This window comes from Nonomuraea sp. KM88, assembly GCF_052245635.1.
Classification (GTDB): Bacteria; Actinomycetota; Actinomycetes; order Streptosporangiales; family Streptosporangiaceae; genus Nonomuraea.
The window spans coordinates 63,465-87,624 of sequence record NZ_JBQQCC010000020.1 but is presented as its reverse complement, the minus strand read 5'-3'; the positions used below and the strand labels follow the sequence as shown (position 1 = coordinate 87,624).

21 protein-coding genes and 1 pseudogene are annotated in these 24,160 nt (G+C 71.8%); 10 read left to right on the top strand and 12 right to left on the bottom strand.

Annotated elements, in window-relative coordinates:
- Positions 1-86: 86 nt before the first annotated feature.
- From ACTWPV_RS41030 to ACTWPV_RS41020, 3 genes are read right to left on the bottom strand one after another with little or no spacing between them, the layout of a single operon-like run.
- Positions 87-896: a metallophosphoesterase family protein gene (locus ACTWPV_RS41030; RefSeq protein WP_347647023.1), complete on the bottom strand. Its 810-nt coding sequence runs from the start codon at positions 894-896 to the stop codon at positions 87-89.
- A 2-nt stretch (positions 897-898) separates the two neighbouring features.
- The gene (locus ACTWPV_RS41025; RefSeq protein ID WP_132338046.1) at positions 899-1,108 is read right to left on the bottom strand and encodes a DUF5988 family protein; all 210 of its coding nucleotides are present in this window, start codon (positions 1,106-1,108) and stop codon (positions 899-901) included.
- 13 nt (positions 1,109-1,121) lie between these two features.
- The gene (locus ACTWPV_RS41020) at positions 1,122-2,534 is read right to left on the bottom strand and encodes an acyl-CoA carboxylase subunit beta (RefSeq protein ID WP_443155924.1); all 1,413 of its coding nucleotides are present in this window, start codon (positions 2,532-2,534) and stop codon (positions 1,122-1,124) included.
- 328 nt (positions 2,535-2,862) lie between these two features.
- On the opposite strand from ACTWPV_RS41020, the gene ACTWPV_RS41015 reads away from it, so the two are divergent.
- Positions 2,863-4,071: an NAD(P)-dependent malic enzyme gene (locus ACTWPV_RS41015; protein ID WP_347647025.1), complete on the top strand. Its 1,209-nt coding sequence runs from the start codon at positions 2,863-2,865 to the stop codon at positions 4,069-4,071.
- Positions 4,072-4,089: 18 nt separating this feature from the next.
- Here ACTWPV_RS41015 and ACTWPV_RS41010 read toward each other — a convergent pair whose 3' ends face one another.
- Together ACTWPV_RS41010 and ACTWPV_RS41005 are read right to left on the bottom strand one after the other, a co-directional pair.
- Positions 4,090-4,518 carry a nucleoside deaminase gene (locus tag ACTWPV_RS41010; protein ID WP_347647026.1) on the bottom strand — a complete coding sequence of 143 codons (429 nt, stop codon included), beginning with the start codon at positions 4,516-4,518 and terminating at the stop codon, positions 4,090-4,092.
- Between the two features lie 21 nt (positions 4,519-4,539).
- A complete protein-coding gene (locus ACTWPV_RS41005) occupies positions 4,540-5,400 on the bottom strand; it encodes a DUF4429 domain-containing protein (protein ID WP_443155923.1) in 861 nt (286 codons plus the stop codon).
- Positions 5,401-5,450: 50 nt separating this feature from the next.
- Between ACTWPV_RS41005 and ACTWPV_RS41000 the strand changes: the two genes are divergently transcribed.
- The gene (locus tag ACTWPV_RS41000; protein WP_443155922.1) at positions 5,451-6,053 is read left to right on the top strand and encodes an HD domain-containing protein; all 603 of its coding nucleotides are present in this window, start codon (positions 5,451-5,453) and stop codon (positions 6,051-6,053) included.
- A gap of 36 nt (positions 6,054-6,089) precedes the next feature.
- Here ACTWPV_RS41000 and ACTWPV_RS40995 read toward each other — a convergent pair whose 3' ends face one another.
- Entirely contained in the window at positions 6,090-6,800 is a 711-nt protein-coding gene (locus ACTWPV_RS40995; RefSeq protein WP_347647029.1) for a FadR/GntR family transcriptional regulator, read from the bottom strand.
- A gap of 139 nt (positions 6,801-6,939) precedes the next feature.
- Between ACTWPV_RS40995 and ACTWPV_RS40990 the strand changes: the two genes are divergently transcribed.
- From ACTWPV_RS40990 to ACTWPV_RS40970, 5 genes are read left to right on the top strand one after another with little or no spacing between them, the layout of a single operon-like run.
- Positions 6,940-8,547, top strand: a complete 1,608-nt coding sequence (locus ACTWPV_RS40990; RefSeq protein WP_443155921.1) for an ABC transporter substrate-binding protein — start codon at positions 6,940-6,942, stop codon at positions 8,545-8,547.
- Positions 8,544-9,503 carry an ABC transporter permease gene (locus ACTWPV_RS40985; protein WP_443155920.1) on the top strand — a complete coding sequence of 320 codons (960 nt, stop codon included), beginning with the start codon at positions 8,544-8,546 and terminating at the stop codon, positions 9,501-9,503. Before ACTWPV_RS40990 ends, ACTWPV_RS40985 begins: the two co-directional genes overlap by 4 nt.
- On the top strand, positions 9,500-11,464 hold the full coding sequence (locus ACTWPV_RS40980; RefSeq protein WP_443155919.1) for a dipeptide/oligopeptide/nickel ABC transporter permease/ATP-binding protein: 1,965 nt from the start codon (positions 9,500-9,502) through the stop codon (positions 11,462-11,464). Before ACTWPV_RS40985 ends, ACTWPV_RS40980 begins: the two co-directional genes overlap by 4 nt.
- Positions 11,457-12,446 (top strand): oligopeptide/dipeptide ABC transporter ATP-binding protein, encoded by a 990-nt coding sequence (locus tag ACTWPV_RS40975; protein ID WP_443155918.1) that lies wholly within the window; start codon positions 11,457-11,459, stop codon positions 12,444-12,446. Before ACTWPV_RS40980 ends, ACTWPV_RS40975 begins: the two co-directional genes overlap by 8 nt.
- Positions 12,443-13,348 carry a dihydrodipicolinate synthase family protein gene (locus ACTWPV_RS40970; protein WP_443155917.1) on the top strand — a complete coding sequence of 302 codons (906 nt, stop codon included), beginning with the start codon at positions 12,443-12,445 and terminating at the stop codon, positions 13,346-13,348. The genes ACTWPV_RS40975 and ACTWPV_RS40970 overlap by 4 nt, the downstream gene beginning before the upstream one ends.
- Positions 13,349-13,435: 87 nt before the next feature.
- On the opposite strand, the gene ACTWPV_RS40965 is transcribed toward ACTWPV_RS40970, so the two are convergent.
- The 5 genes and pseudogenes from ACTWPV_RS40965 to ACTWPV_RS40945 form a co-directional block, all read right to left on the bottom strand.
- Entirely contained in the window at positions 13,436-13,693 is a 258-nt protein-coding gene (locus ACTWPV_RS40965; RefSeq protein ID WP_443155916.1) for a DUF1876 domain-containing protein, read from the bottom strand.
- A 58-nt stretch (positions 13,694-13,751) separates the two neighbouring features.
- Positions 13,752-15,413, bottom strand: a complete 1,662-nt coding sequence (locus ACTWPV_RS40960) for a catalase (protein ID WP_443155915.1) — start codon at positions 15,411-15,413, stop codon at positions 13,752-13,754.
- Positions 15,406-15,900 carry a BlaI/MecI/CopY family transcriptional regulator gene (locus ACTWPV_RS40955; protein WP_443155914.1) on the bottom strand — a complete coding sequence of 165 codons (495 nt, stop codon included), beginning with the start codon at positions 15,898-15,900 and terminating at the stop codon, positions 15,406-15,408. The genes ACTWPV_RS40960 and ACTWPV_RS40955 overlap by 8 nt, the downstream gene beginning before the upstream one ends.
- A gap of 64 nt (positions 15,901-15,964) precedes the next feature.
- Positions 15,965-16,945 (bottom strand): sugar kinase, encoded by a 981-nt coding sequence (locus ACTWPV_RS40950; RefSeq protein ID WP_347647040.1) that lies wholly within the window; start codon positions 16,943-16,945, stop codon positions 15,965-15,967.
- An 81-nt stretch (positions 16,946-17,026) separates the two neighbouring features.
- Positions 17,027-17,380: pseudogene (locus tag ACTWPV_RS40945) on the bottom strand (DNA glycosylase AlkZ-like family protein); the annotation flags it as partial.
- A 32-nt stretch (positions 17,381-17,412) separates the two neighbouring features.
- Here ACTWPV_RS40945 and ACTWPV_RS40940 point away from each other — a divergent pair.
- From ACTWPV_RS40940 to ACTWPV_RS40930, 3 genes are read left to right on the top strand one after another with little or no spacing between them, the layout of a single operon-like run.
- Positions 17,413-20,640, top strand: a complete 3,228-nt coding sequence (locus tag ACTWPV_RS40940; RefSeq protein WP_443155913.1) for a BTAD domain-containing putative transcriptional regulator — start codon at positions 17,413-17,415, stop codon at positions 20,638-20,640.
- A gap of 59 nt (positions 20,641-20,699) precedes the next feature.
- Positions 20,700-21,701, top strand: coding sequence for a hydroxyacid dehydrogenase (locus tag ACTWPV_RS40935; RefSeq protein WP_443155912.1), 1,002 nt, complete (start codon positions 20,700-20,702; stop codon positions 21,699-21,701).
- A gap of 24 nt (positions 21,702-21,725) precedes the next feature.
- Positions 21,726-23,465, top strand: coding sequence for a protein kinase domain-containing protein (locus ACTWPV_RS40930; protein ID WP_443155911.1), 1,740 nt, complete (start codon positions 21,726-21,728; stop codon positions 23,463-23,465).
- Here the strand turns inward: ACTWPV_RS40930 and ACTWPV_RS40925 are convergent.
- A complete protein-coding gene (locus ACTWPV_RS40925; RefSeq protein WP_443155910.1) occupies positions 23,462-24,118 on the bottom strand; it encodes a hemerythrin domain-containing protein in 657 nt (218 codons plus the stop codon). The two genes, ACTWPV_RS40930 and ACTWPV_RS40925, sit on opposite strands and share 4 nt — an antisense overlap.
- Positions 24,119-24,160 lie beyond the last annotated feature (42 nt).

Here is a 24,160-nt window from a genome sequence, read left to right as displayed (position 1 = left end):
TCAAAACTGTGTTACCTGTATTCAAGCGCCGCCCGGAGGCTTTTCCCACCCCTAGCTCACCCTTAGGGTGGACACGAATTCCCCGGTCAGCTTATTCGCCGCGGACGGCCCGGCTCGGTGGGCCGCGGGCGCCATTCGCGGGGATATCCCAGCGAGACCTCCTCGAAGCGCACGCCGTTGTGCCAGGTGGTGCGGGGAATGTGCAGGTGCCCGTAGACGACCGTGCGCGCGTTGAACCGCACGTGCCAGTCGGCGGTGCGCTCGGTGCCGCACCACAGGGCGAAGTCGGGATAGCGCAGGACGTCGGTCGGCCGGCGTACCAGGGGATAGTGGTTGATCAGCACGGTCGGCAGGTCGGCGGGCAGCTCGCCCAGCCGCCGCTCGGTCAGCTCGACCCGGGCCGCGCACCAGGCCTGCCGGGACGGGTACGGGTCGGGATGCAGCAACATCTCGTCCGTGCACACCACGCCACGCTCGTAGGCCTGCGCCAGCGCCTCGGCCCGGGAGTGCACGCCGGGGACCCGGAAGGAGTAGTCGTACAACACGAACAGCGGCGCCACGACGAGCGAGCCCTCCCAGACCGGGTAGGGATCTTCGGGCGTGACGATGCCCAGCTCGCCGCAGAGCCGCACCAGATGGTCGTAACGCTCGACGCCGCGCAACCGCACGGGGTCGCTCGGATGGGTCCACAGCTCGTGGTTGCCCGGGGCCCACACGACCTTGGCGAAGCGCCCGCTGAGCAGGCGCAGCGCCCATTCGATGTCGGCCATGAGCTCGGCGACGTCGCCCGCGATCAGCAACCAGTCGGTGGCGGACCGGGGCCGCAGTGCCTCCACGATCTCCCGGTTGTCCGCATAGCCCACGTGGAGATCGCTGATGGCGAGCAACGCCGACATTCTTACTCCGCGATGGCCGTCCGCATGATCCAGGTGTAGACGGGAAGCTCCTGCCCGTCCACGCGCGTTCGCTCACCTCTGTGGAGGAAGTGCTCGTACCCACTGCCGAAAGGCAGTTTGATCTTCTCGCAGCCCGGCGCGACGGTCAAGAACCGCCGTTCGGTCGGCAGGTGGTTCGGTCCCCCGATGAGCATGACTTTGACGTACGACATGGGTCACCTCGTTTCATAGCGGGATGTTGGAGTGGCAGCCGCGGGACTGCGGCGCCCGTGCGAGTGCTTCCGCCAGCCGGAGCCGGGTCTCGGAGGGGGAGATGACCTCGTCCACCACGCCGAGTGCCATGGCCCGCTCGACCCCGCCGGCCGTGCGCTGGTGCTCCTCCACCAGGCGCGCGTGCAGGTCCGCCCGCTCGGGCTCGGGCACCGCGGCCAGCTTCTTGCGGTGCAGGATGCCGACCGCCGCCTCGGCCCCCATCACCGCCACCTCCGCGTCGGGCCAGGCGTACACCGCGGTCGCGCCCAGCGACCTGGAGTTCATGGCGATGTAGGCGCCGCCGTACGACTTGCGGGTGATCAGCGTCACCCGGGGGACGACCGACTCGGCGAAGGCGTGCAGCAGCTTCGCGCCGCGCCTGACCACGCCGCCCCACTCCTGCTGGACGCCGGGCAGGTAGCCGGGAACGTCGACCACGACCACCAGGGGGACGCCGAGCGAGTCGCACATCCGCACGAAACGCGAGGCCTTCTCCGCCGAGAGCGAGTCGAGGCAGCCGCCCTTGCGCAGCGGGTTGTTGGCGATCACGCCGACGGCCCGGCCGCCGAGCCGCCCGAGCCCGACCACCATGTTGGGGGCCCATCGCGGCTGCAGCTCCAGAAAGTCGGGGTCCAGCACGGCGCGGACCAGCGGCCGGACGTCGTAGGCGCGCCGTGGCATGTCGGGGAGCAGCGCGCGCAGGTCGCGCGGCTCGCTCAGCGCGGCGAAGTCGTAGCCGCCCGGCCGGGTGAAGAACCCCGTCAGCAGGCGGGCGCGGTCGTACGCGGCCTCCTCCGAGTCGACCGTGACGTGCGCGACGCCCGACTTGGGGCCGTGCGCGTCCGGGCCGCCCAGCCCGGCCATGTCGATGTTCTCGCCGGTGACCGTACGGACGACGTCGGGGCCGGTGATGAAGACCCGGCCGGCGTCCGACATGATGATCACGTCGGTCAGCGCGGGCCCGTACGCGGCCGCGCCCGCGGCCGGCCCGAGCACGACCGAGATCTGCGGGATGAGGCCCGAGGCGGCCGTCATGGCGGCGAACATGCGCCCCACACCGTCCATCGACTCCACGCCGTCGGCCAGCCGGGCGCCGCCGGAGTGCCACAGCCCGATCACCGGGCAGCGCCGGCGCACGGCCAGCTGGATGGCCTCGACGATACGGTTCGCGCCCGCCCAGCCCAGCGCGCCGCCCATGATTGTCGCGTCGGTGCAGTAGGCGATCAGGGGCGAGCCGTCGATCTGCCCGTGCACGGCCTGCACGCCGCTGCCGTCGTCGCCGTGTATCGGCACCACCGAGCCGGGATCCAGGAGCCGCGAGAAGCGCACCGATGGAGTCCTCGGATCGAGTATTGCCTCCGTGGGAAAAGCGGTCAGGACCGTCATCGTTGTCCTTTCGCCGGAATCTGTCCTTCGAAATGTCCCGGGCGACCCCTATCGCGGACAACCCCTATCGCCTCGTACCTCTAGCAGGGGAGGTCTCGGACGTAGGGGGTGCGTGGGGTGACCGGTAAATGGACGCCGTGTGACACTCGGCTTGTGTTGTTCGCCGAATTCCAGCGTGCCGGCCGGTGTACGGCAGGCGCAGAAAGGTGCGCAAATCATGAAACGCACACAGCTCAAGAAAAGCCGGCAGACCTCACGTGATCCCAGGTTCGAGGCGCCGGACACGCGCACCCCGTCCGGCCGGCTGCTGCGGTTCTAGGAGCATGACATGACTACCGAAATCACCGCACCGGCCATCGGCCTCGCCGCACTCCTCGACCAGGACCCGGCCTTCCGCCTGCACGAGGGCGGCAAGCTGGAGACGCGCCCGTCCGTCCAGGTGCGCGACCTGGACGATCTGTCCCTCGCCTACACGCCGGGGGTGGCCCGCGTCTGCACCGCCATCGCCGAGCGGCCCGAGCTGGCCGACGAGTACACCTGGCGCTCCAACGTCGTGGCGGTCGTCACCGACGGCACCGCCGTGCTCGGGCTCGGCGACATCGGGCCCACCGCGGCGATGCCGGTCATGGAGGGCAAGGCGCTGCTGTTCAAGCAGTTCGGCGGCGTGGACTCGGTGCCCATCTGCCTGGACTGCACGGACGTCGACGAGCTCGTGGAGACGATCGTCCGGATGGCCCCGTCGTTCGGCGGCATCAACCTCGAGGACATCAGCGCGCCGCGCTGCTTCGAGGTGGAGCGCCGGCTCAGGGAGGTGCTGGACATCCCCGTCTTCCACGACGACCAGCACGGCACCGCCATCGTGGTGCTGGCCGCGCTGCGCAACGCGGCACGGGTGACCGGCCGGCGGTTGTGGGATCTCCGCGCCGTCGTGGCGGGGGCGGGCGCCTCCGGCCTCTCCGTCGCGAGCATGCTGCTGAACGCCGGCATCGGCGAGGTCGCCGTGTCGGACAGCAAGGGCGTCCTGCACACCGGCCGCGACGACCTCAACCGCCACAAGGCCATCATCGCGGGCTGCACCAACCGGTCCGGCCGCACCGGCACGACCGAGGAGGCCCTGGCCGGGGCCGACGTCTTCATCGGCCTGTCGGGCTCGACGATCAGCGAGCGGGCCATCGCCTCCATGGCGCCCGGTTCTATCGTCTTCGCGCTGTCCAACCCCGAGCCGGAGATCCACCCCGGGATCGCCCAGGAGCACGCCGCCGTCGTGGCCACCGGGCGCAGCGACTTCCCCAACCAGATCAACAACGTGCTGGCCTTCCCCGGCGTCTTCAGGGGCGCCCTGTCGGCCCGCGCCTCGGCCATCACCGAGAACATGAAGATCGCCGCGGCTCACGCCCTGGCCGCCGTGGTCGAGGAGGAACTGTCGGCCGACCGGATCATCCCGGAGCCGTTCGACCCCCGGGTCGTGCCCGCCGTCGCCGCCGCGGTCGCCGACCAGGCCCGCCGCGACGGCGTGGCCCGGCTCCCCGGCCTCTGACCCGCCTGTCCCCGCTGGTCAGCGGTAGTAGCCCTCGACCGGTACGCGGGCCTCGGCGTAGAGGGCGGGCCCCTCGCCGGGAGGGTCGGTGAAGGCGGTGCCGGGCGGCTTGAGCCCGTCGAGCTGCTCGCCGGACAGCGCGTAGACGACCCGGCCCAGGCCCGAGCGCGCGATGGCGCCCGCGCACATGCCGCACGGCTGGCAGCTCGTGTACATGGTCGTGGCGGCCGCGGTGGCCGGGTCGAGCTCGCGGCCGGCCCAGCGGGCCAGCTTGAGCTCCGGGTGGGCGGTGATGTCGCGGTCGGTGAGCGAGGAGTTGCGCTCCTCGGCCAGCACGGTCCCGTCGGGCCCGGCCAGCAGCGAGCCGAACGGCGGATTGCCGCCGGCGCGGGCCTCGGCGGCCAGCGCGATGGCGCGGCGCAGGAGTTCTTCTTCGTCGGGTGTCATGGTTTCTCCTCGGACCTTCGCCTACGGCTCCAGGCGGCGGATCACGGCCTGCTTGGCCGTGGTGAACTCCTCGTCGGTCAGCACGCCGGCGCGGTGCAGCTCGCCGAGCTCGGCCAGGCGGCGCAGCACGGCGTCGTGCACGTCGTCGGAGGCGGGCGCCGGCGCGGGCGGCAGCTCGGGCACGTCGCGCGGCAGCCGGGCGAGCACGGCGGCGGCGACCAGGGCGGTGGCGCCGCCGAAACGCTGGATGCCCCAGGACACGCAGCGCAGGTCCTTCTGCGGCGGCTGCTGGATGGGCCGTTCGCCCTTGATGCGGAAGCGCAGCGTGCCGGAGCCCATGCCGGACTGGGGTTTCCACTCCACCCCGGCGATGTCGGACAGCGGGAACTCCTGCGGCCCCGCCTTCTCCTTGTCGGTGCTCGCCCAGCCGGTCCACTCCAGCCGCACCCGCTCGCCGTCGAACAGCGCGGTGCCGTCGCCGGCGGTGGCGGAGATGGGCACCGGAGGGGGCGGCAGCAGGTAGTCCTCGCAGGGTGCGCTCGGCGTCTGGTAGACGAGCAGGGTGTCACGAACCTCATCGGCGAAGTATTCGCCCGCGCCCGCGCGGTTCTTCGGCACCGTCAGCCGGTAGGGGTCGGCGGGCGGCTCCAGCAGGCCGGCGACGACGTCGGACAGCGCGTCGGCCCCCTTGCGCAGGCGCAGGCGTACGTGCCCGCCCTTGCGCCCCGGTTCGTACGTCACGCCCGCGATCGCCGTCATCGGGACCACGACCTCGCCCAGCGTCCTGCGCAGCTCGTGGACGTCCTTGTCGCTGCCGGGCACGATGCGCAGGACTTCTCCGTTGAACGTCCACGACCCGTCGGGGACGGCGATCTCGGCCATAGTGTTCAGCCTAAGACACCTCGGGGCACGGCCATATCGAGAGGAACGGGATGGAGACCTTCACGAGCTGGACGTCCTGGAGGCAGGCGGAGGGGCCTCTCCGTGCGGCGCTCCCGCCGGAGACCGTGGGCGCCCTGCGCGACGCGGTGACGTTCGCGCGGAGGTGGCACGGGGCGCAGCAGCGGCCCACCGGGCGACCGTACCTCGACCATCTGCTGGAGGCGCTGGAGGTGGCGGTGGCGGGCGCCGGGGTGGAGGACAGGGACGTGCTGGTGGCGATCGTGCTGCACGACGTGCTGGAGGACACGTCGTGCACCGAGGCGGAGATCGCGGGCAGGTTCGGGCCCCGCGTGGCCGCGCTCGTGCGCTGGGTGACCAAGCCGCGCGGGGGGAGGAAGGCCGACTACCTGGCTTCTCTCGTCAAGGCCCCGCCGCAGGCCGTGCTGGTGAAGCTGGCCGACCGGGCGAGCAACGTGCAGGAGCTGCAGCGGATGCCGTGGCGCTTCCAGCGGAGCTACTACCTGGAGACGGTCGCCTACGTCATGCCGCTGGCCGGGTCTCATCCCTGGTTCGCGAGGTGGTACGCGGACTGGCGCGAACGCTGGCGCCGCGTCGAGCGCTGGCGCCGCGTCGAGCGCTGGCCCGCGCACTGACCCCGCCGCGCCCCCTGCTGGTCCCGCACCGTACGGCTAGCCGCTGATCCTGCCCACGCGGTTGCGCACGCCCTTGAAGTGGGCGAGTACGGCGGCCACCGCGGCGGCCCGGTCGCCCGCGAGCACGGCGGTGTAGATGTCGCGGTGCCGCGTGACCACGTCGTCGGGCGACTCGTCCGGCACCCCGAGCTGGTCGCGCAGCTGGTAGTAGACGTCCCAGAACGCGCCGAGCAGCTGGCCGACGAGCGGGTTGCCGAGCGGCCGGTAGAGGAGGTCGTGGAAGAGGCGGTCGGTCTCCGGCGAGACGGGCCCGGCCTCCGCCTCGGCCTCCATCCTGACGATGACGTCGGCCACCGGGGTCAGGTCGGCGGCGGGGTCGAGCTCGATGAGGCGTTCGACGAGGCCGCTCTCCAGGATCTCGCGGATCTCGATGAGGTTCGCCAGATGGTTCTTGCCGTTCTGCAGCGTGATGCGGCTGTGGAAGGTCAGTTCGTTGACGAGCCCAGCGAGCGACATCCGTCCCACGAACATGCCGAAGCCGTGCCGGATGTCGACGATGCCGACCGCCTGCAGGGCTTTCAGCGCCTCTCTGATCGAGTTGCGGCTGACCTGGAGCTCTTCCATGAGCTCCGACTCGGTGGGCAGGGGGTCGCCCGCCACCAGCCCGCGCCTCACGATGAGGTCCTTCACGCCCTCCTGGGCCTCCACGGCCCTGCTCGGACGTACCGGGCGCGGGACTGTCGTCATGAAGAGTCACCTTCTCTTAGCCACTTACGTAACATTACGGAAATCTTTGGTTGACCTCAGGCCGGATTGCCATCTAGCGTCCCACTTACGCAAAAGATAGGACATGGGACGTCCCATGTTCTACCCTCAGGAGGCATCCGTGAGCTCTGACTTCAGCCGCCGCGACTTCCTGCGTTACAGCGGAGCGACGGGTGCGGCGGCGTTCATCGCGGCCACCCTCTCCGCCTGTTCCGGAGGCCCGGCGTCGACCGGCTCGGTCGGCGCCGGAACCAACAAGGACCTGATCACCGCCGTCATCGGCTACGGCAACGATCAGAGCTGGGACCCGACGCAGACCGCGTCCGCCTTCGCGATGGCGGGGATCAGCCACGTCTACGAAGGGCTGCTCGACACCGATCCGATCACCCGCGAGCCGTACGCCGCGCTCGCCACCGAGCTGCCGTCCGACCTGGACGCGACCTCATGGAAGTTCACCCTCCGAGAGGGCGCCACGTGGCACGACGGGAAGCCGGTCACCGCCGACGACGTCGTCTTCACCTTCGAACGGGTCCTCGACCCCGAGGCCAACGTGCTGATCGGCAACTTCTTCAGGTCCTGGCTGAAGGAGGTGAAGAAGATCGACGACCGGAACGTCGAGCTGGTCTTCACGTTCCCCTTCGCCGACGCCGCTCCCCGGCTGACCATCGCCAAGATCATGCCCAAGCACGTGTTCTCCCAGGCCGGCGCCTGGGACCAGGCCAAGGGCGGCAAGGCCGTGGGGTCGGGGCCGTACAAGCTGGCCGCGCACAACCCCAAGTCCAACACCTCCTTCGAGGCGTACGACGGCTACAACGGCCCGCGCCCCGCCACGGTCAAGAAGATGAACTGGCTGACGATCGTCGACGCCGCCGCCCGCGTGGCCAAGATCTCCGGCGGCTCGGCCGAGGCGCAGATCGCCGACAACATCCCCTACGCCAACGTCGACCAGCTCAAGCAGCAGGGGCTGACGGTCGAGGGCGGCAAGGGCATGAACCACATGTTCCTGATGTTCAACACGGAGGCCAAGCCGTTCGACGACGTACGGGTGCGCCAGGCGCTGCACTACGCGATCGACAAGCAGAAGATGATCGACGTGGCGCTCAAGGGCCACGGCACGGCCTCCAGCTCCTTCCTCAACGAGGGCCACCCCGACCACAAGCGGGCCTCCGTCGTCTACGACTACGATCCCGACAAGGCGAAGGCGCTGCTGAAGGAGGCGGGCGTCAGCGACCTGACGGTCAACCTGATGGCCGTCAACGTGAGCTGGATCGCCGACTGCCTGCCGACCATCGCCGCCTCGTGGGAGGCGGTCGGCATCAAGACCACGCTGGAGCCGCAGGACACGGCGGCGTTGTTCACCAAGATGGACCAGGACCAGGACTACCAGGTGGTCGCCGCGGCCTCGAACCCCAACCAGTTCGGCATGGACGCCGACCTGATCTGCCGCTACAACTTCGTCAAGGGCGGCCTGTGGATGAAGTACGCCGGCTACGACGGCAGCAAGGACGCCGATGCGCTGTTCGCCCTGATGGACGAGGCGACCAAGGAGCCGGACAAGGAGAAGAAGAAGGCGACGGTCCACAGATACCTGGATGTGATCGCTGAGCAGGCCGTGCTCTACCCGGTCGTCCACACCGAGCTCATGACCGCCTGGGACGCGAAGAAGCTGTCCGGCGTCGAGGCCCAGCCGTACCCCGGCATCAACCTCCTCCAGGCCAAGAGGACATGACGCTCGTCGCCCGGATGCTGCTGCGGCGGCTCCTCATCCTGATCCCGCTGATGCTCGGCGTGATCGCGTTCGTGTTCATCGTGATGCGCTTCTCCAACAGCAAGCCGGAGTACGCGTACTTCCAGGGCGCGAACCCGACCGCCGAGCAGATCCGCCAGTTCCAGCTCGAGAACGGGCTGCTGGACCCGCTCCCCGTGCGCTACGTCCGCTTCGTCATGGACCTGGCGCAGGGCGACATGGGCACCGGCGTGCTCACCAGGAAACCGGTCATCGAGTCGGTGACGACGGCCCTGCCGCTGACGCTGCAGCTGACGCTCCTCGGCCTGGTCGTGGGGCTCGTGCTGTCGTTCGTGTTCGGCGTGGTCGCGGCGCTGTACCGCGACCGCTGGCCGGACCAACTCGTCCGCCTGGTGTCGCTGATCGGGGTGGCGGCGCCGTCGTTCTGGCTGGCGCTGCTGATGATCCAGTGGCTGGCGGTCGGTGAAGGGCTGTTCCCCACCAGCGGCTACATCAACCCGGCCGACTCGTTCGCCGGCTGGCTGCGGTCGATGACGCTGCCCGCCCTGTCGTTGTCGTTGCCGATCGCCGCCCAGCTCACCCGCATCATCCGCACGTCGGTGGTGGAGGAGCTGGACCGCGACTACGTACGCACCGCGTACGGCAGCGGACTGCCGCCGATCGTGGTCATCGGCAGGAACGTGCTGCGCAACGCGCTGATCAACCCGCTGACCGTGCTCGGCCTGCGCATCGGCTACCTGATCGGCGGCACCGTGGTCATCGAGACGATCTACGGGCTGCCCGGCATGGGACAGCTCATGATCAACGCCGTGCGCGACGGCGACCCCGCCGTCGTCCAGGGCGTGGTGCTGACCATCGCCGTCGGCTTCATGATCGTCAACCTGGCCGTCGACGTCCTCTACCTGCTGGTCAACCCCCGCCTCAGGAGCGCCTCATGAGACGCGGACTCACCGACCGCCTGGCCCGGCCGGGCGTGACGTTCCGCAGGCTGAAGCCGCTGTCGTGGATCTCGCTCGGCCTCATCGCCGCCGTCGTGCTGGCGGCGGTGCTGGCGCCGCTCATCGCGCCGCACTCGCCGTTCTTCCAGGAGGCGTCCGGCGGCGGCCCGTCGGCCGAGCACTGGATGGGGCTCGACAGCGCCAACCGCGACATCCTGTCCAGGCTCCTGTACGGCGCCCGCTGGTCGCTCATCATCGGCCTCGGCGCGACCGGGCTCGCCCTGGTGGCCGGCGCGGCCATCGGCGCCGTCGCGGCCACCTCGCGCAGGGCCGTCGACGAGACGATCATGCGCCTGCTCGACGTCATCATGGCGTTCCCCGGCATCGCGCTGGCGGCCGTGCTCGTGGCCGTGTTCGGCGGCAGCATCCCCGTCCTGGTCATGGCCATCGCCTTCCTCTACATGCCGTCCGTGGCCAGGGTCGTACGGGCCAACGTCCTCGCCCAGTACGGCGAGGACTACGTCGCGGCCGAGCGCATCATCGGCGCCCGCACCCCGCACATCGTCATCAAGCACGTCGCGATCAACTGCGCGGCGCCGGTGCTGGTGTTCTGCACGGTGATGGTGGCCGACGCCATCGTGTTCGAGGCGTCGCTGTCGTTCATCGGCGCCGGCGTGCGGCCGCCGGACCCGTCGTGGGGGAGCGTCATCGCCGACGGCAAGAACCTGGTGCTGCTCGGCGGCTGGTGGGGCACGGTCTTCCCCGGCCTGCTGATCCTGCTGACCGTGCTCGCCCTGAACATCCTCTCCGAAGGCATCTCCGACGCCTGGGCCGCGCCCGCCGCCCGCAAGGCGCCGGTCAGGAAGGACGAGGACGCCTTCGAGCGGGCCCAGCCGGGCTCCGGCGAGGTCGTCGAGCTGCCCGGGCTGGCCGAGGCCGCGCGCCGGCTGGCCGAACGCGCCCGCCCGCTGCCCCAGGGGCGGCCGATCCTCACGGTGGAACGGCTGCGCATCGGGTTCGCCGAGGGCGTGGACATCGTCGACGGCATCGGCTTCGAGGTGCGCCCCGGCGAGGTGCTCGGCCTGGTGGGCGAGTCGGGCTGCGGCAAGTCGCTGACCGCGCTGACCATCATGGGCCTGCAGCCCCGCGACGCCCGCGTCAGCGGCCACGTGCGCTTCGACCAGCGGGAGCTGCTCTCGCTGCCGCGCCGCGCCCGCCGCCGGCTGCTCGGGCACGAGATGGCGATGATCTACCAGGACGCGCTGTCCTCCCTCAACCCCGCCATGACCATCAACGCCCAGCTCAAGCAGCTCACCCGCCGCGGCGGCCGGCGCACCCCCGCCGAGCTGCTCGAACTCGTCGGCCTCGACGCCCGCCGCACCCTGACCTCCTACCCGCACGAGCTGTCGGGCGGGCAGCGGCAGCGGGTGCTCATCGCGATGGCGCTGTCGCGCGAGCCCAAGCTGATCGTCGCCGACGAGCCCACCACGGCGCTCGACGTGACCGTCCAGGCGCAGGTCATCGAGCTGCTGCTGAAGCTGCGCGAGGAGCTCGGGTTCGCGCTGATCCTCGTCTCGCACGACCTCGCCCTCGTCGCCGACGTCACCGACCGCGTGGTCGTCATGTACGGCGGCCAGATCGTCGAGACCGGCGCCACGCCCTCCCTCGTCGGCGCGCCCGCCCACCACTACGCCCGCGGCCTGCTCGGCTCGGTGCTGTCTCTGGAGGCCGGGGCCGAGCGGCTCACGCAGATCCGCGGCGTCGTGCCCGCCCCCGCCGACTTCCCCAGCGGCTGCCGGTTCGCCGACCGGTGCCCGATGTCCACCGACGTGTGCCGTACCGAGGCCCCCGTCCTGCGGGGCCCGCTCAACGGGGACGCCACGCACGCGGTGGCCTGCCACCACCCGGTGACCGCCGCACCGGACCCGAACCGCGAGACGAGGAGTGAACAGCGTGCTTGAGCTCGACGACGTGCACGTCGTGCACAAGGCCCGCTCCGGCGGCCTCTTCACGCGGGACCGCGTCTACGCTCTGACCGGCGCGAACCTCACCGTCGCCGCCGGCGAGACCGTCGGCATCGTCGGCGAGTCGGGCTGCGGCAAGTCGACGCTCGCCAAGGTGCTGGTCGGCCTGCAGCGGCCGACCTCCGGCACCGTGACCTTCCGCGGCAAGGACCTGTGGGGCCTCAAGGAGGCCGACCGGCGCGCACTCGTCGGGTCGAGCGTCGGCATGATCTTCCAGGACCCGTCCACGGCGCTCAACCGGCGCCTGCCCGTCCGGCAGATGCTGCGCGACCCGCTCAACGTGCACCGCCGCGGCACGCCCGCCCAGCGCGACGCCCGCGTACGCGAGCTGATCGACCTGGTCGGGTTGCCGTCCAGCGCCGCCGAAGCGCTGCCCAGCCAGCTCTCCGGCGGCCAGCGCCAGCGCGTGGCCGTGGCCAGGGCACTCGCCCTCGAACCCGAGCTGGTCGTGGCCGACGAGCCCACCAGCGCGCTCGACGTGTCCGTCCGCGCCCAGATCCTCAACCTGCTGCTCGACCTCAAGGAACGGCTCGGGCTGGCGCTGGTGTTCGTCTCGCACGACATCCAGACCGTACGCAGGATGAGCGACCGCGTCGTCACCATGTACCTGGGCCGGATCGTCGAGCAGACACCCGCGCAGGCCGTGCCGCTGAGCGCCCGGCACCCGTACACGCGGGCGCTGTTCTCCGCCACCCCCGGGTTGATCTCGCCGATCAACCCCATCCCGCTCGTGGGCGCCGTGCCGTCGGCCACCAGGCCGCCGAGCGGCTGCCCGTTCCGCACGCGGTGCTGGCGGGCGGACGACGCCTGCGCGGCGGAGATGCCCGCGGCGCAGACGGACGACGACCATCTGTTCCACTGCCACCATCCGGTGGCGGCAGGAGCGACCGACCTCGAACTGATCCAGGAGCGCCCATGAGGCTTACCGGTGTGATCCCCCCGGTGTGCACCCCCATGACCCCCGACCACCAGGTGGACACCGCGTCGCTCACCCGGCTGGTCGACCACCTGCTGGCCGGGGGAGTGGACGCGCTGTTCGTGCTGGGCTCCTCGTCGGAGGTGGCGTACCTGACGGACGCGCAGCGGCGGGTCGTGCTGGACACCGTGGTCGGGCACGCGGGCGGTCAGGTGCCGGTGCTGGCCGGGGTGATCGACATGACGACGCCGCGGGTGCTCGAACACGCCCGCGTCGCGCGCGAGGCAGGGGTGTCGGGGCTGGTGGCGACCGCGCCGTTCTACACGCGCACCCACCCCGACGAAATCCGCACGCATTTCCGTACGATCGCCGCGCGGGGCGGGCTGCCGGTCTACGCCTATGACCTGCCCGTCTCGGTGCACACCAAGTTGAGCGCAGAGCTGGTGCTCGGACTGGCCGCGGAGGGCGCGCTGGCCGGGGTCAAGGACTCCAGCGGCGACGACGGCGGCCTGCGCGAGGTCATCATGGGCCGTACGGCGCCGTTCAGCGTGCTGACCGGGTCGGAGGTGACCGTGGACTCGGCCCTCTGGATGGGCGCCGACGGAGTGGTGCCCGGGCTGGGCAACGTCGACCCGCACGGCTACGCCGAGCTCTACCGGTGCGCCTCCCGCGGCGACTGGGAGGCGGCCAGGGTCGAGCAGGAGCGCCTGGTCAGGCTGTTCGAGATCGTCCGCGTGGGTGGCTCGCGCATGGGCGGCAGCTCGTCCGGCCTTGGAGCGTTCAAGGCCGCGCTGCACCTGCGCGGGATCATCGACTGCCCGGTCACCGCGCTCCCGCAGACCCCGCTCAACGACGACGAGACCGGCGAGATCGGCAAGCTCCTGGCCGCCGCCGGCCTGCTCTAGCCCTGGTGAGACGGCCGGCCAGGCCGGCGGGTCAGGCCCTGGCAGCTGGACAGGGCCGGCTGGACAGGGCCGGTCAGGCTGGGCCGGTCAGGCAGTGCCGGACAGCTGGGCGACGTCCTCCGCGCCGTCCTGGATGAGCTTCGCCGACAGGTCGGACAACGCCCGCCCGACGGCCAGCTCGTCCCCGATCCCGGGTACGGGCCGGTCGACGGGATTGCGCCGGGCGCGCCCGACGCTCTCGTGCCGCTTGCCGTCCGCCGTGAACAGGACCACCGTGGCCGTGGTCACGGCGTCCTCGTCGTCCTCATGGATCCAGATCTGCACGTTCCACTGCTTGTCATCCATCGTGGGCACCTCCCTATGCCCGAGCCCTACCCCAGAGGCCCGGACATAAAGTGGCAGGTCAGCGCTCGGCGTGCGCGGCGCGCCCGTTCGGCACGCAGTGCGTCATCTTCAGCCCCTCGACGTCGCGAGGGCCGTTCCTGCCCAGCTTGGCCAGCCGGTCACGGTCCTCGTCGGTGAGGTCCTGGCTCTTCAACGGCTCCAGCCCCGCCACGTCGTCGGGGCTGATGCCCAGCCCCTCGCCCACGCGCAGCCCGAGCTCGTCCTCGGCGAGCAGGAAGTGCCAGACCATGCGCTCCTGGATGCCCCGGTCGCACTGCCGCAGCGCGGAGACGAAATTGTGCACGAGGTCGTCGCGCTCCCACTGCTCCATGAGCAGGTAGCGCTGCCCCGGCTGGACGTAGTCGTTGGCGCGCGGGATGCGCTTGCGGGTGAGCCTCCCGCTGACCTCGGGGCCGACCTCGTCCGGATGCGGGTACTCGGCCTCGCGCAGGCCGCCGCGCAGCGACGGCTCGTAGTTGATGTGCGGGTCCTCGCCCCCGGTGTCGACGAAGTACGTCATCAGCCCGTCGCGCTGGTTGGTGCGGATGGCGGCGTTCCTGGCCTGGTTGACCGGCAACTGGAGGTAGTTGGGCCCGACGCGGTAGCGCTGGGTGTCACTGTAGGAGAACGTCCGGCCGATGAGCATCTTGTCGTCGGAGAAGTCGAGCCCGTCCACGAGCACGCCGGTGCCGAACGCGGCCTGCTCGTTCTCGGCGAACTGGTTGTCCACGTTCCTGTCGAGCACCAGCCGGCCGACCGGCAGGGCGGGGAACTCGTTCTCCGGCCACACCTTGGTGTCGTCCAGCGGGTCGAAGTCGAGCTCGGGATGCTCGTCGTCGTTCATCAGCTGGACCAGCAGCTCCCACTCCGGATAGTCGCCGCGCTCGATGGCGTCGTGCAGGTCCTTGGTGGCATGCCCGAGGTCGTTCCCCTGGATGACCGAGGCGTCGGCCTCGGTCATGCTGCGCACGCCCTGCTTGGGCATCCAGTGGTACTTCACCAGGAACGACTCGCCCTGCCGGTTGACCCACTTGTAGGTGTTCACGCCGAACCCCTGCATGTGCCGGTAGCCGGCGGGGATGCCGCGCGGGCTGAACAGGTTGACCAGCATGTGCAGGCTCTCGGGCGTCTGCGACATGAAGTCGAAGATGCGGTTGGGATCCTGCCGGAACGTGACCGGGTCCGGCTTGAGCGAGTGGATCACGTCAGGGAACTTGATGGCGTCCCTGATGAAGAAGACCGCCAGGTTGTTGCCGACAAGATCCCAGTTGCCGTCCTCGGTGTAGAACTTGACCGCGAAACCGCGCGGGTCACGGGCGGTCTCCGCGGAGTCCCGGCCGCCGATCACGGTGGAGAAGCGCAGGGCGACGTCGGTGCGCTTGCCCGCCTCCTGGAAGAGCTTGGCCCTGGTGAACCGGCTGATCGGCTCGTCGCCGAGCTTGCCGTACGCCTCGAAGAAGCCATAGCTGGTCGTGCCCCTGGCGTGCACCACGCGCTCGGGAATGCGCTCCCGGTCGAAGTGGCTGATCTTCTCCAGGAACTGGTAGTTCTCCAGCGTCGCGGGGCCGCGCGGGCCGATCGTCCGCTGGTTCTGGTTGTCGTAGACCGGGTGTCCCTGCCGGTTGGTGAGCACCTCGCGCTCGTCGTTCGGCCCGGAACCCATGCCGGAAACATCAGTCATCATCGTTCCTTCCCCCGGACGAGTCCTCCCCGCCTGCCCCCAAGCCCGTAGCGGAAACAGGGAAAGGAATGGCCCCGATGACGCGGGCGCCGGATCCGGCCCGGGGCTGCTCGCTAGGCCCGGTGGCCCTTGGGGGACAGACCCGCAGCGCGGCCTCCAGCGCGGTGGCCTCCTCGGGCGTGAGCCGCTCCAGGAAGTGGACCAGAGTGGCGGCCTGGTTGCCGCTGGCGGCCAGCGCGTGCCGCATCAGCTCCGCGGTGTAGGCCTCCTTGGTGAAGATCGGCTCGTAGACGTAGGCCCGGCCGACCGGCTCGCGCTTGAGCAGGCCCTTGGTGTGCAGCTTGTCCATCACGGTCATGACCGTGGTGTAGGCGATCTCGCGCTCCCGGCGGAGGTCTTCGAGAACGTCACGGACGGAGGCGGGCCGGCGGTAGGACCACATCCTGTCCATGATCGTGGACTCGAGCTCTCCCAGCGGGCGCTTCATGGAGGCCATGCTACGGGCCGGCGTACGAGTCAACCGTTTGACAACCGGCGGCGAGGTGGCGTGATCACCTGCTCACACCGTCGGCGGGCCGCCGCAGCAGGTTCAGGTCGGCCCGCCGCGGCAGGCTCTCCCAGTCGCCCTGCGAGGTCACGGCGAACGCCCCCGCCGCGCACGCCGTGCTGAGCCGTTGCGCGGGCTCCGCCCCAGCCAGCCAGTCCGCCAGCCAGCCGGCCGCGAACGCGTCGCCGGCCCCCACGGAGTCGACCTCGGTCACGGCGTAGGGCTCCGCCCGCCGCTCGACGCCGTCGGACAGCTCCATCGCGCCCTCGGCCCCGAACTTGATCAGCACGTGCCGCGGGCCGAGCTTCGCCAGCGCCCCGGCCAGCTCGGTGGCGCCTTCGACGTCGGCGATCAGCCGGCCCTCGGCCTCGGTCGCGAACAGCACGTCCACGTCGCCGACCGTCTCGCGCAGCCACGCCCCCGCCTCGGCGGGCGTCCACAGCGCCCTGCGGTAGTTGACGTCGAGCGAGACGAGCACCCCCGCGGCCCGGGCTTCGGCGATCGCGTGGTGTACGGCCTCGCGGGCCGAGCCGGAGAGCGCGGGCGTGATCGCGGAGACGTGCAGCACGCGGGCCGACCGGATGAGCTCCGGGTCGAGGTCGGCGGCGCGCAGCCGCGAGCCCGCGCTGTCCTTGCGGTAGTAGCGCACGTCGATGAGGTCGGCCGTGCGCCTGCCCTTGATCATCAGTCCGGTCGGCGCGTCGGGGTCGGCGATGGCCCGCGCGTCCACGCCCTCGCCCTGCAGGGTCGAGCGGATCAGGTCGCCGAACTCGTCGGCCCCGACCCTGCCGATCCAGGTCGCGCGGTGGCCGAGCCGGGCGACGCCGATCGCGACATTCGACTCGGCGCCGCCCAGACCGAGGTCGAAGTCGCGGGCGAAGCGCATCGGCCCCGTGCGGCGGGCGGCGAACAGCGCCATCGTCTCGCCGAAGGTCACCAGCTCGGTCGTCGGCCCAGTCGTCGGCCCAGTTCTGCGTTCTGGCACGTGGGCCAACATACCGACAGAACCACCTTTGCAGCACATCGTCCTCACATGCGGGGCGGCCCGCCGGCCCTCAGGACGACGTCACGATCGGGAGGGGCCGTCCGCGACCGCGATCGCGTGCTTGTCGTCAGGGGCCAGGAACTCCAGCAGCCGCCGGCCCTCCTCCTCGGCCTCCTCGATGACGGAGATCGGCTCCCACTGGTGGAGGGTGAGCGTGGAGGTGCCTCTGGCGCGGGTGACCGTCCAGTCGCCGGCCGTGACACCGTCCACGAGGATGATCCGCGGCAGGATCGCGTTCCTGCCCATGCACCCCTTGTTGACGGCGGCGCCGCGCTCCGTGATGACCCTGGACCGGTCGGCGTGCGACAGGAACAGGTTGTCGAAGTCGTACATCAGGCGGACCGGCGCCGAGGCGCCTTCGGAGGGGCGGGCCGCGCCGCGATGGACCGCATCGGCCGTTCGGCGCGGTGCTGCCGTACCGTGTCACCATCGTGCTGACCTTCCGCGTGCTCGGCCCGCTCGCCGCACACCTCGACGGCGAGCCGGTCGCGCTGGGCAGGCCCCGCCAGCGTTCCGTGCTCGCCCGCCTGCTGGCCGCCGGTGGCCAGGTGGTGCCGGTCGACCGCCTCATCGACGACCTCTACGCCCACGAGGTGCCGCCCAAGGCGCTCGCGGCCGTGCAGTCGTACGTGTCGAATCTGCGCCGGGCCCTGGAGCCGGGCAGGTCGCCCCGGGCGCCCGCCGGCGTGCTCGTCACCCAGCCGCCCGGCTACGCGCTGCGCCTGGAGGCGGGGGCGGTGGACGCGTGGAGGTTCGAGAGCATCGTGAGCGACCCGGCGGCCGGCCACGAGCGGCTGGCCGAGGCGCTGGCACTCTGGCACGGCCCCGCCTACCAGGAGTTCGCCGGCGCCCACTGGGCCGACGCCGAGGCGGGACGGCTGGAAGAGCTGCGGCTGTCCACGATCGAACGCCACGCCGACGCGGTCATCCGGCTGGGCCGGGCGGCGGGGGCCGTACCCGATCTCGAACGGCTGGCGGGGGAGCACCCGCTGCGCGAGGCGGTGTGGGCGCTGCTGGCCAGGGCGCTCTACCGGTGCGGCCGGCAAGGTGAGGCGCTCGGCGCGTTGCGCAGGGCCCGCGCCCACCTGGCCGAGGAGCTCGGCGTCGACCCGGGTCCCGAGCTGCGGCGGCTGGAGGAGGACATCCTCGCCCAGGCCGCGCACCTCAGCGAGGCTGCGCCGCCGCCCGCCCCCGCGGCGCGGCCCGCCGCGGTCGCGCAGCCGTACGTCGGCAGGCGCGCCGAACTCGCCGGCGTGACCGCGCTGGACGGCGGCGTCGTCCTGGTCAGCGGGGAGCCGGGCGCCGGAAAGACGGCGTTCATGGAGCAGGTGCGCGACGCGCTGGAGGGCAGGGGCTGGACCGTCGGGTGGGGCCGCTGCCCCGAGCACGAGGGCGCCCCCGCGGGCTGGGCCTGGGCCGAGCTCCTGCGCGAGCTCGCCGCCCGCTTCCCGCCCGGAGATCCTGAGGCGCTCGCGCCGCTGCTGTCCGACACCCCGGTACGCGGTGACGTCCCGGGGGCCAGGTTCCGGCTGCACCGGGCGGTCGGCGCGTTCGTCACGTCGATCGGGCGGCCACTGCTGCTCGTGCTCGACGACCTGCACCGGGCCGACGCCGAGACGCTGGCCATGCTCACCCACGTGATCGGCGCCGCCGCCGGGCTGCCGGTCCTGGTCGCGGGCGGCTACCGGCACACCGAGCCGAACGACCACCTCGCCGACGCGCTGGCCGCCATCGCCGCCCGCGAGCCGCACAGGGTGGAGCTCGACGGCCTGGCGGCGCCCGAGGTGGGCGAGCTGATCAGCCTGACCTGCGGCCGTCCGGCGGACGCCGCCACGGTCGCGCAGGTCGCCGAGCGCACCGGCGGCAACCCGTTCTTCGTCAGGGAGACCGCGCGCCTCCTCGACGCGGAGGGCGTGGCCGCGGTGCCCGCGGGCGTGCGTGACGTGCTGCGCCGCCGCGTGGCCAGGCTGCCCGCGCAGGCCCAGACGATCCTGCGGCAGAGCGCGGTCATCGGCCGCGAGAGCGACATCGACGTGCTGACCGCCGTCAGCGGCGCCGACGAGGAGTCCGTGCTGGCGGCCATCGAGTCGGGGCTGGTCACCGGGCTGCTGACCGAGCCGGAGGCGGGGCGGCTGAGGTTCGCGCACGTGCTCATCCGCGACACCCTCTACGACGACCTGTCCCGCATCCGCAGGGCCCGCCTGCACCTGCGCGTGGCCCGGGCCATCGAGGAGCACGACCCGGGCGACGTGGCCGCGCTCGCCCACCACTACGCCGCCTCGGCCGCCGACCCGGCCAGGGCCGCGCGCTACGCCGGGCTCGCCGCCGAGCAGGCCGAGCGCCGCTTCGCCCACCACGAGGCCGCCGCGCTCTGGCAGCAGGCGCTCGACGCGACCGGCGACCCGCGCCGGCGCCTGGAGCTCACCCTGTCCCTGGTGTCCGCCCTCGCCAACACCGGCCGGCTCGTCACGGCCCGCACCCACAGGGAACGCGCGCTCCGCGACGCGCTGCCGCTGGACGACCCCGACCTGCTGGCCCGGGTGATCGTCTCGTTCGAGGTGCCGACGTTCTGGAGCAGCCGCGAGTACGGCACCCTCGACACCACCCTGATCGAGGCGGTCGAGCGGGCGCTGACCCGGCTGCCGCCCGGCGACGGCACGACCCGCTGCCGGCTGCTCACCACGCTGGCGTTCGAGCTGGAGGGCGAGCCGACCGAACGCGGTTACCTCGCCTCCCAGGAGGCCGTCGCGATGGCCCGCCGCCTCGGCGACCCCGCCCTGCTCGTGCTCGCCCTCAACGGCCGCCTGCACCAGACCTTCCGGTACGGCGGCCACGCGGAACGCGCCCTGATCGGCGCCGAACTGCTGCGCCTGTCGGGCTCCGACGTGACCGTCGAGGTGCTCGGCCACCTCATCCTCATGCAGGCCGCCATCAACCGCGCCGAGCTCTCCGTCGCCGACCGGCACGCCGCGAGGGCCAGGCAGCTGGCCGACCTTCACGACATGCCGCTGCCCCTCGCCGTGACCGGCTTCTACGACGGCCTGCGCGCCGCGCTCGCCGGTGACTTCGACACCGCCGAATCCCGTTACCGTGCCGCCGCCGAGCTCGCGGGCCGGCTCGGCATGTGGCAGCACGAGGCGGGGCTGCTGCTGCTCAGCAGGTACGCCATGTGCCTGATGCGCGGCGACCTCACGCCGATCCTGCCCGACCTGGAGCCGTTCGCGACGGCGGGGCCGTGGCGCGAACAGTGGCTGGAGCTGTACGCGCTCGCGCTCTGCCGCGCGGGCCGGGCCGGCGAGGCTCGCGCTCTGGTGCCCGCCGAGCCGCCTCCCGTGCGGCGCGACTACTTCTGGCACCTGCTGACCGCGGTCCGGGGGCTGCTCGGCGTCGCCCTCGGTGACCGGGGGCGGGCGCAGCGGGCGTACGACGCGTTGCTGCCGCTCTCGGCCGAGCCGGTGGGGAGCACCGGCTATCTGGCTGTCTGGCCCACCGCCCAGGTGCTCGGCGACCTGGCCGCCTTCCTGGGGCGCCCGGCGGAACCCCACTACAGGGAAGCGCTGGAGGTGGGTGAACGGGCGAACGTCAGGCTCTGGATCGACGCCGCCCGCGCACGGTTGACCTCGCCACCCTCCTGAGCAGTATGGGAGCTCTTGTGGTGAAACGCTAAGATCGGATCACCGTCGGGGGGAGCGTCATGACTGAGGTGCGGCCGAAAACCCTGCTCGCCATGGGGCGGCAGGTGGCGGGAAGGCTCTTCACCGGGCAGGCGCGCGACCGGCTGACCGCCGTCGCCGACACCGACCCCGGCCTGGTCGCCGACGACTTCGCCGACCCGGCCGTGGCCGGCGCGCTGGCCGAGGCCGAGATGCTCTGCACGAGCTGGTGGTGCCCGCCGATCACCGGCGACGTGCTGGCCAGGGCGCCGAGGCTGCGGGCGATCGTCCACGCGGCGGGCAGCGTGAAACACCACGTCACCGAGGCGTGCTGGGAGCGCGGCATCCTCGTCTCCTCCGCGGCGGCGGCCAACGCCGAACCCGTCGCCGAATACACGCTGGCCTCGATCCTGTTCGCCAACAAGCGCGTGCTGGACATCGCCAGGCTCTACCGCGAGCAGCGGACCTCCCTCGACCTGGAGGGCCTCTTCCCCGGGTTCGGCAACTACCGGCGCACGATCGGCATCGTCGGCGCCTCCTGGATCGGCCGGCGGGTCATCGAGCTGCTGCGGCCGTTCGACCTCGACGTGCTCGTCGCCGACCCGTACCTGACGGAGGACCTCGGCGTGCCCCACGTCGAGCTGGACGAGCTGTTCGAGCGGTGCGACGTGATCAGCCTGCACGCGCCCGCGATCCCCGAGACCAGGCACCTCGTCGCCGCCGCCCGCCTCGCGCGGATGCGCGACGGCGCGACCCTGATCAACACCGCCCGCGGCGCGCTCGTCGACCACGACGCGCTCGTCGCCGAGCTGTCCAGCGGCCGGCTGTACGCGGTGATCGACGTGACCGAGCCCGAGGTGCCGCCCGCCGGCTCACCCCTCTACGACCTGCCCAACGTGCTGCTCACCCCGCACATCGCCGGCTCGCTCGGCGGCGAGCTGGGACGCATCGCCGACCTGGCGCTCGACGAGCTCGCCAGGTACGCCCAGGGCCTGCCCTTCCGGTACGGGATCGAGGCGGACGCGCTGGCCACGAGTGCCTGACCGCGGAAGGATAATCTGCTCCTCATGCACAGACGGGTGATCGACGGCCGTTTCGAGCTCGTCGAGCGGCTCGGCGGCGGGGGCATGGGCCTGGTGTGGCGGGCCTGGGACGTGGCCCTGCACCGCGAGGTCGCGCTCAAGGAGGTACGACCGCCCGACCCCGTCATGGACGAGCACAATCCCGCCGGCGCCCGCGAGCTGCGCGCCAGGGTGCTGCGCGAGGCCAGGGCGCTGGCCCGGCTCAACCACCCGCACGTGGCCGTCATCCACCACATCGTCGACCCGGGAGAGCACGACTACCCGTGGATCGTCATGGAGCTGGTCCCCGGCGGTTCCCTGCAGGACCGCATCCAGCACGGCCCCATGCCTCCCGACGCGGTGACCCGCCTCGGCCGCGAGGTGTTGTCCGCCTTACGCGCCGCGCACGCCGTCGGCATCCAGCACCGCGACGTCAAACCCGCCAACGTGCTGCTGCGCGAGGACGGCCGGTCGGTGCTCACCGACTTCGGCATCGCGGCGGTACGCGAGTCCACGACCCTGACGGCCACGGGCGCGTTCATCGGCTCGCCCGAGTACATGGCGCCCGAGCGCATCAACGGCGTCGAGGGCGAGCCGGCCTCCGACCTGTGGTCGCTCGGCATGATGATGTACGTGGCGGTGGAGGGGCGGCATCCGCTGCGCAGGAGCACGGCGCTGGCCACGCTGGCGGCCGTGCTCAACCAGGAGGTGCCGCCGCCCGAGCGCGCCGGGCCGCTCGCGCCGGTGCTCGCCGCCCTGCTCGTACGCGACCTGGAGGCCAGGCCGGACGCCGCGACCCTGGACCGCATGCTGGAGTCGGCCGGCGGAGCGCCACCCGGCTCCTACCCGCCGGCGTTCTCGGACACGCCCGGCCCCGGCGCCCCCTCCGGCCCGCCGGCACCGCATGCCCCGATGTCCTCAGGACCGCAGCTGTCCGGGTCGCACTCGTCGGGGTCCTGGGCTGCACGTCCGATGGCGGGTGGTGCCGGCACCGCGCCGCCCGGGCACGGCGGGGCGCCGCACCCGCCCCCGCAGGGTGGGACGCCGGTCGCGAAGGCCGGCGCCCGTCCGCGCAAGGGCGCCCGCACCGTGGCGATCACGGCGTCCACCGCTGTGGTCGTGGCGGCCGGGGTGCTGGTGTGGCAGTGGTTCCCGTCGCTGGGGACGGCCGGCCCCGGTGCTTCGCGCTCGCTCGGGAACGCTCCCGTGACCGAGCCCTCAGACCGGGAGCCCTCCGGCGGCGACTCCTCCGGCCGCCGGCCCACAGCTTCCGGGTCCCCGAGCGCCGGCACGCAGGCCGCGAAGGAGAACCTGCTCACAACCGCCGGTGTCCGCGCCATGATCGCCAAGGTCAAGCCCGTCATCGGCGGGACCAAGGTGGTCAAGATGGTCGTATATCCGGAATATGCCTCCGTCGACGTGCCGGTGAAGGGCGACCCGGAGATCTACCGCAGCTTCTCCTACCGCGACGGCGAGGTCAGCCAGTCGCCCATGGGCGGCAAGGTGCGCGGCCCCACGGTGGACCTGTCCACGTACAACTGGGACGCCCTGCCCGCGCTGGTCAGGAAGGCGACCAAGGACCTGGGCGTGCCCAAGCCCACCTCGCGCTACGTGATCGTGGACCCCGACTACGGGTTCGACGGCATCCGGCAGGCGCTGCTCGTCTACGCGTCCGACGGGATCCGGTCCGGCTATCTGGTCGCCAACCGGAAGGGCAAGGTGCTCAGGATGTTCCCTGACGACTAGCCGAAGGCCGCGCGCTCGCGCCTGGCGTACCGGCCTCTGGTCAGGGCGACCAGCACCCGCAGCGGCGCGCCGGCGCCCGCCAGCAGCCGCTCCGCCTCGTCCTCTGTGGCGTGGCGCAGCAGCCACGGAGCCGTGAACGTCAGCTGCCCGAACGACGCCCGCTTGGCGACCTGCCTCTCCGTCCAGGCGTAGGCCTCGTAGGGCACGAACCTGGAGATGATCGGGAAAAGGTCGGACTCCTCCTCCGCGATGTGCTCGTCCAGGAAGCCGAGCAGCTCGGCCAGGTCGCGCTTCAGCACGTGGCGCTCGCCGTGCAGCGCGGCCCGGCAGCGGTCGAGCACGGGGCCGAGCGCCTGGTGGTCGTCGGTGTACGGGCTGAGGTCCACGGCGTGGCCGGCCGTGCGCTCCACGATCGGCCACAACAGGTCGTCCTCGTTGGCATGGTGGTGGTGCACCTCGGCCAGGACCGAGGCCGCGTACGCGCGGGCGGCCCGGTTCCTGCCGCCGGTGAGCGGGGCGGTCCCGCCCAGCACGCCGATGAGCCGCCGCAGGTCCGCGAGCATGGCGCGGTGGATGACGTACATCGATGTGAGGTCGGGTTCGCGCTCCCCGTCCTCGCGGGGGGAGACGGCTGGGATTCGCACGGTTTCCATGCGTCCAGCATGGGCGGGAGCACTTTGCGTTCTCTGGTCGCC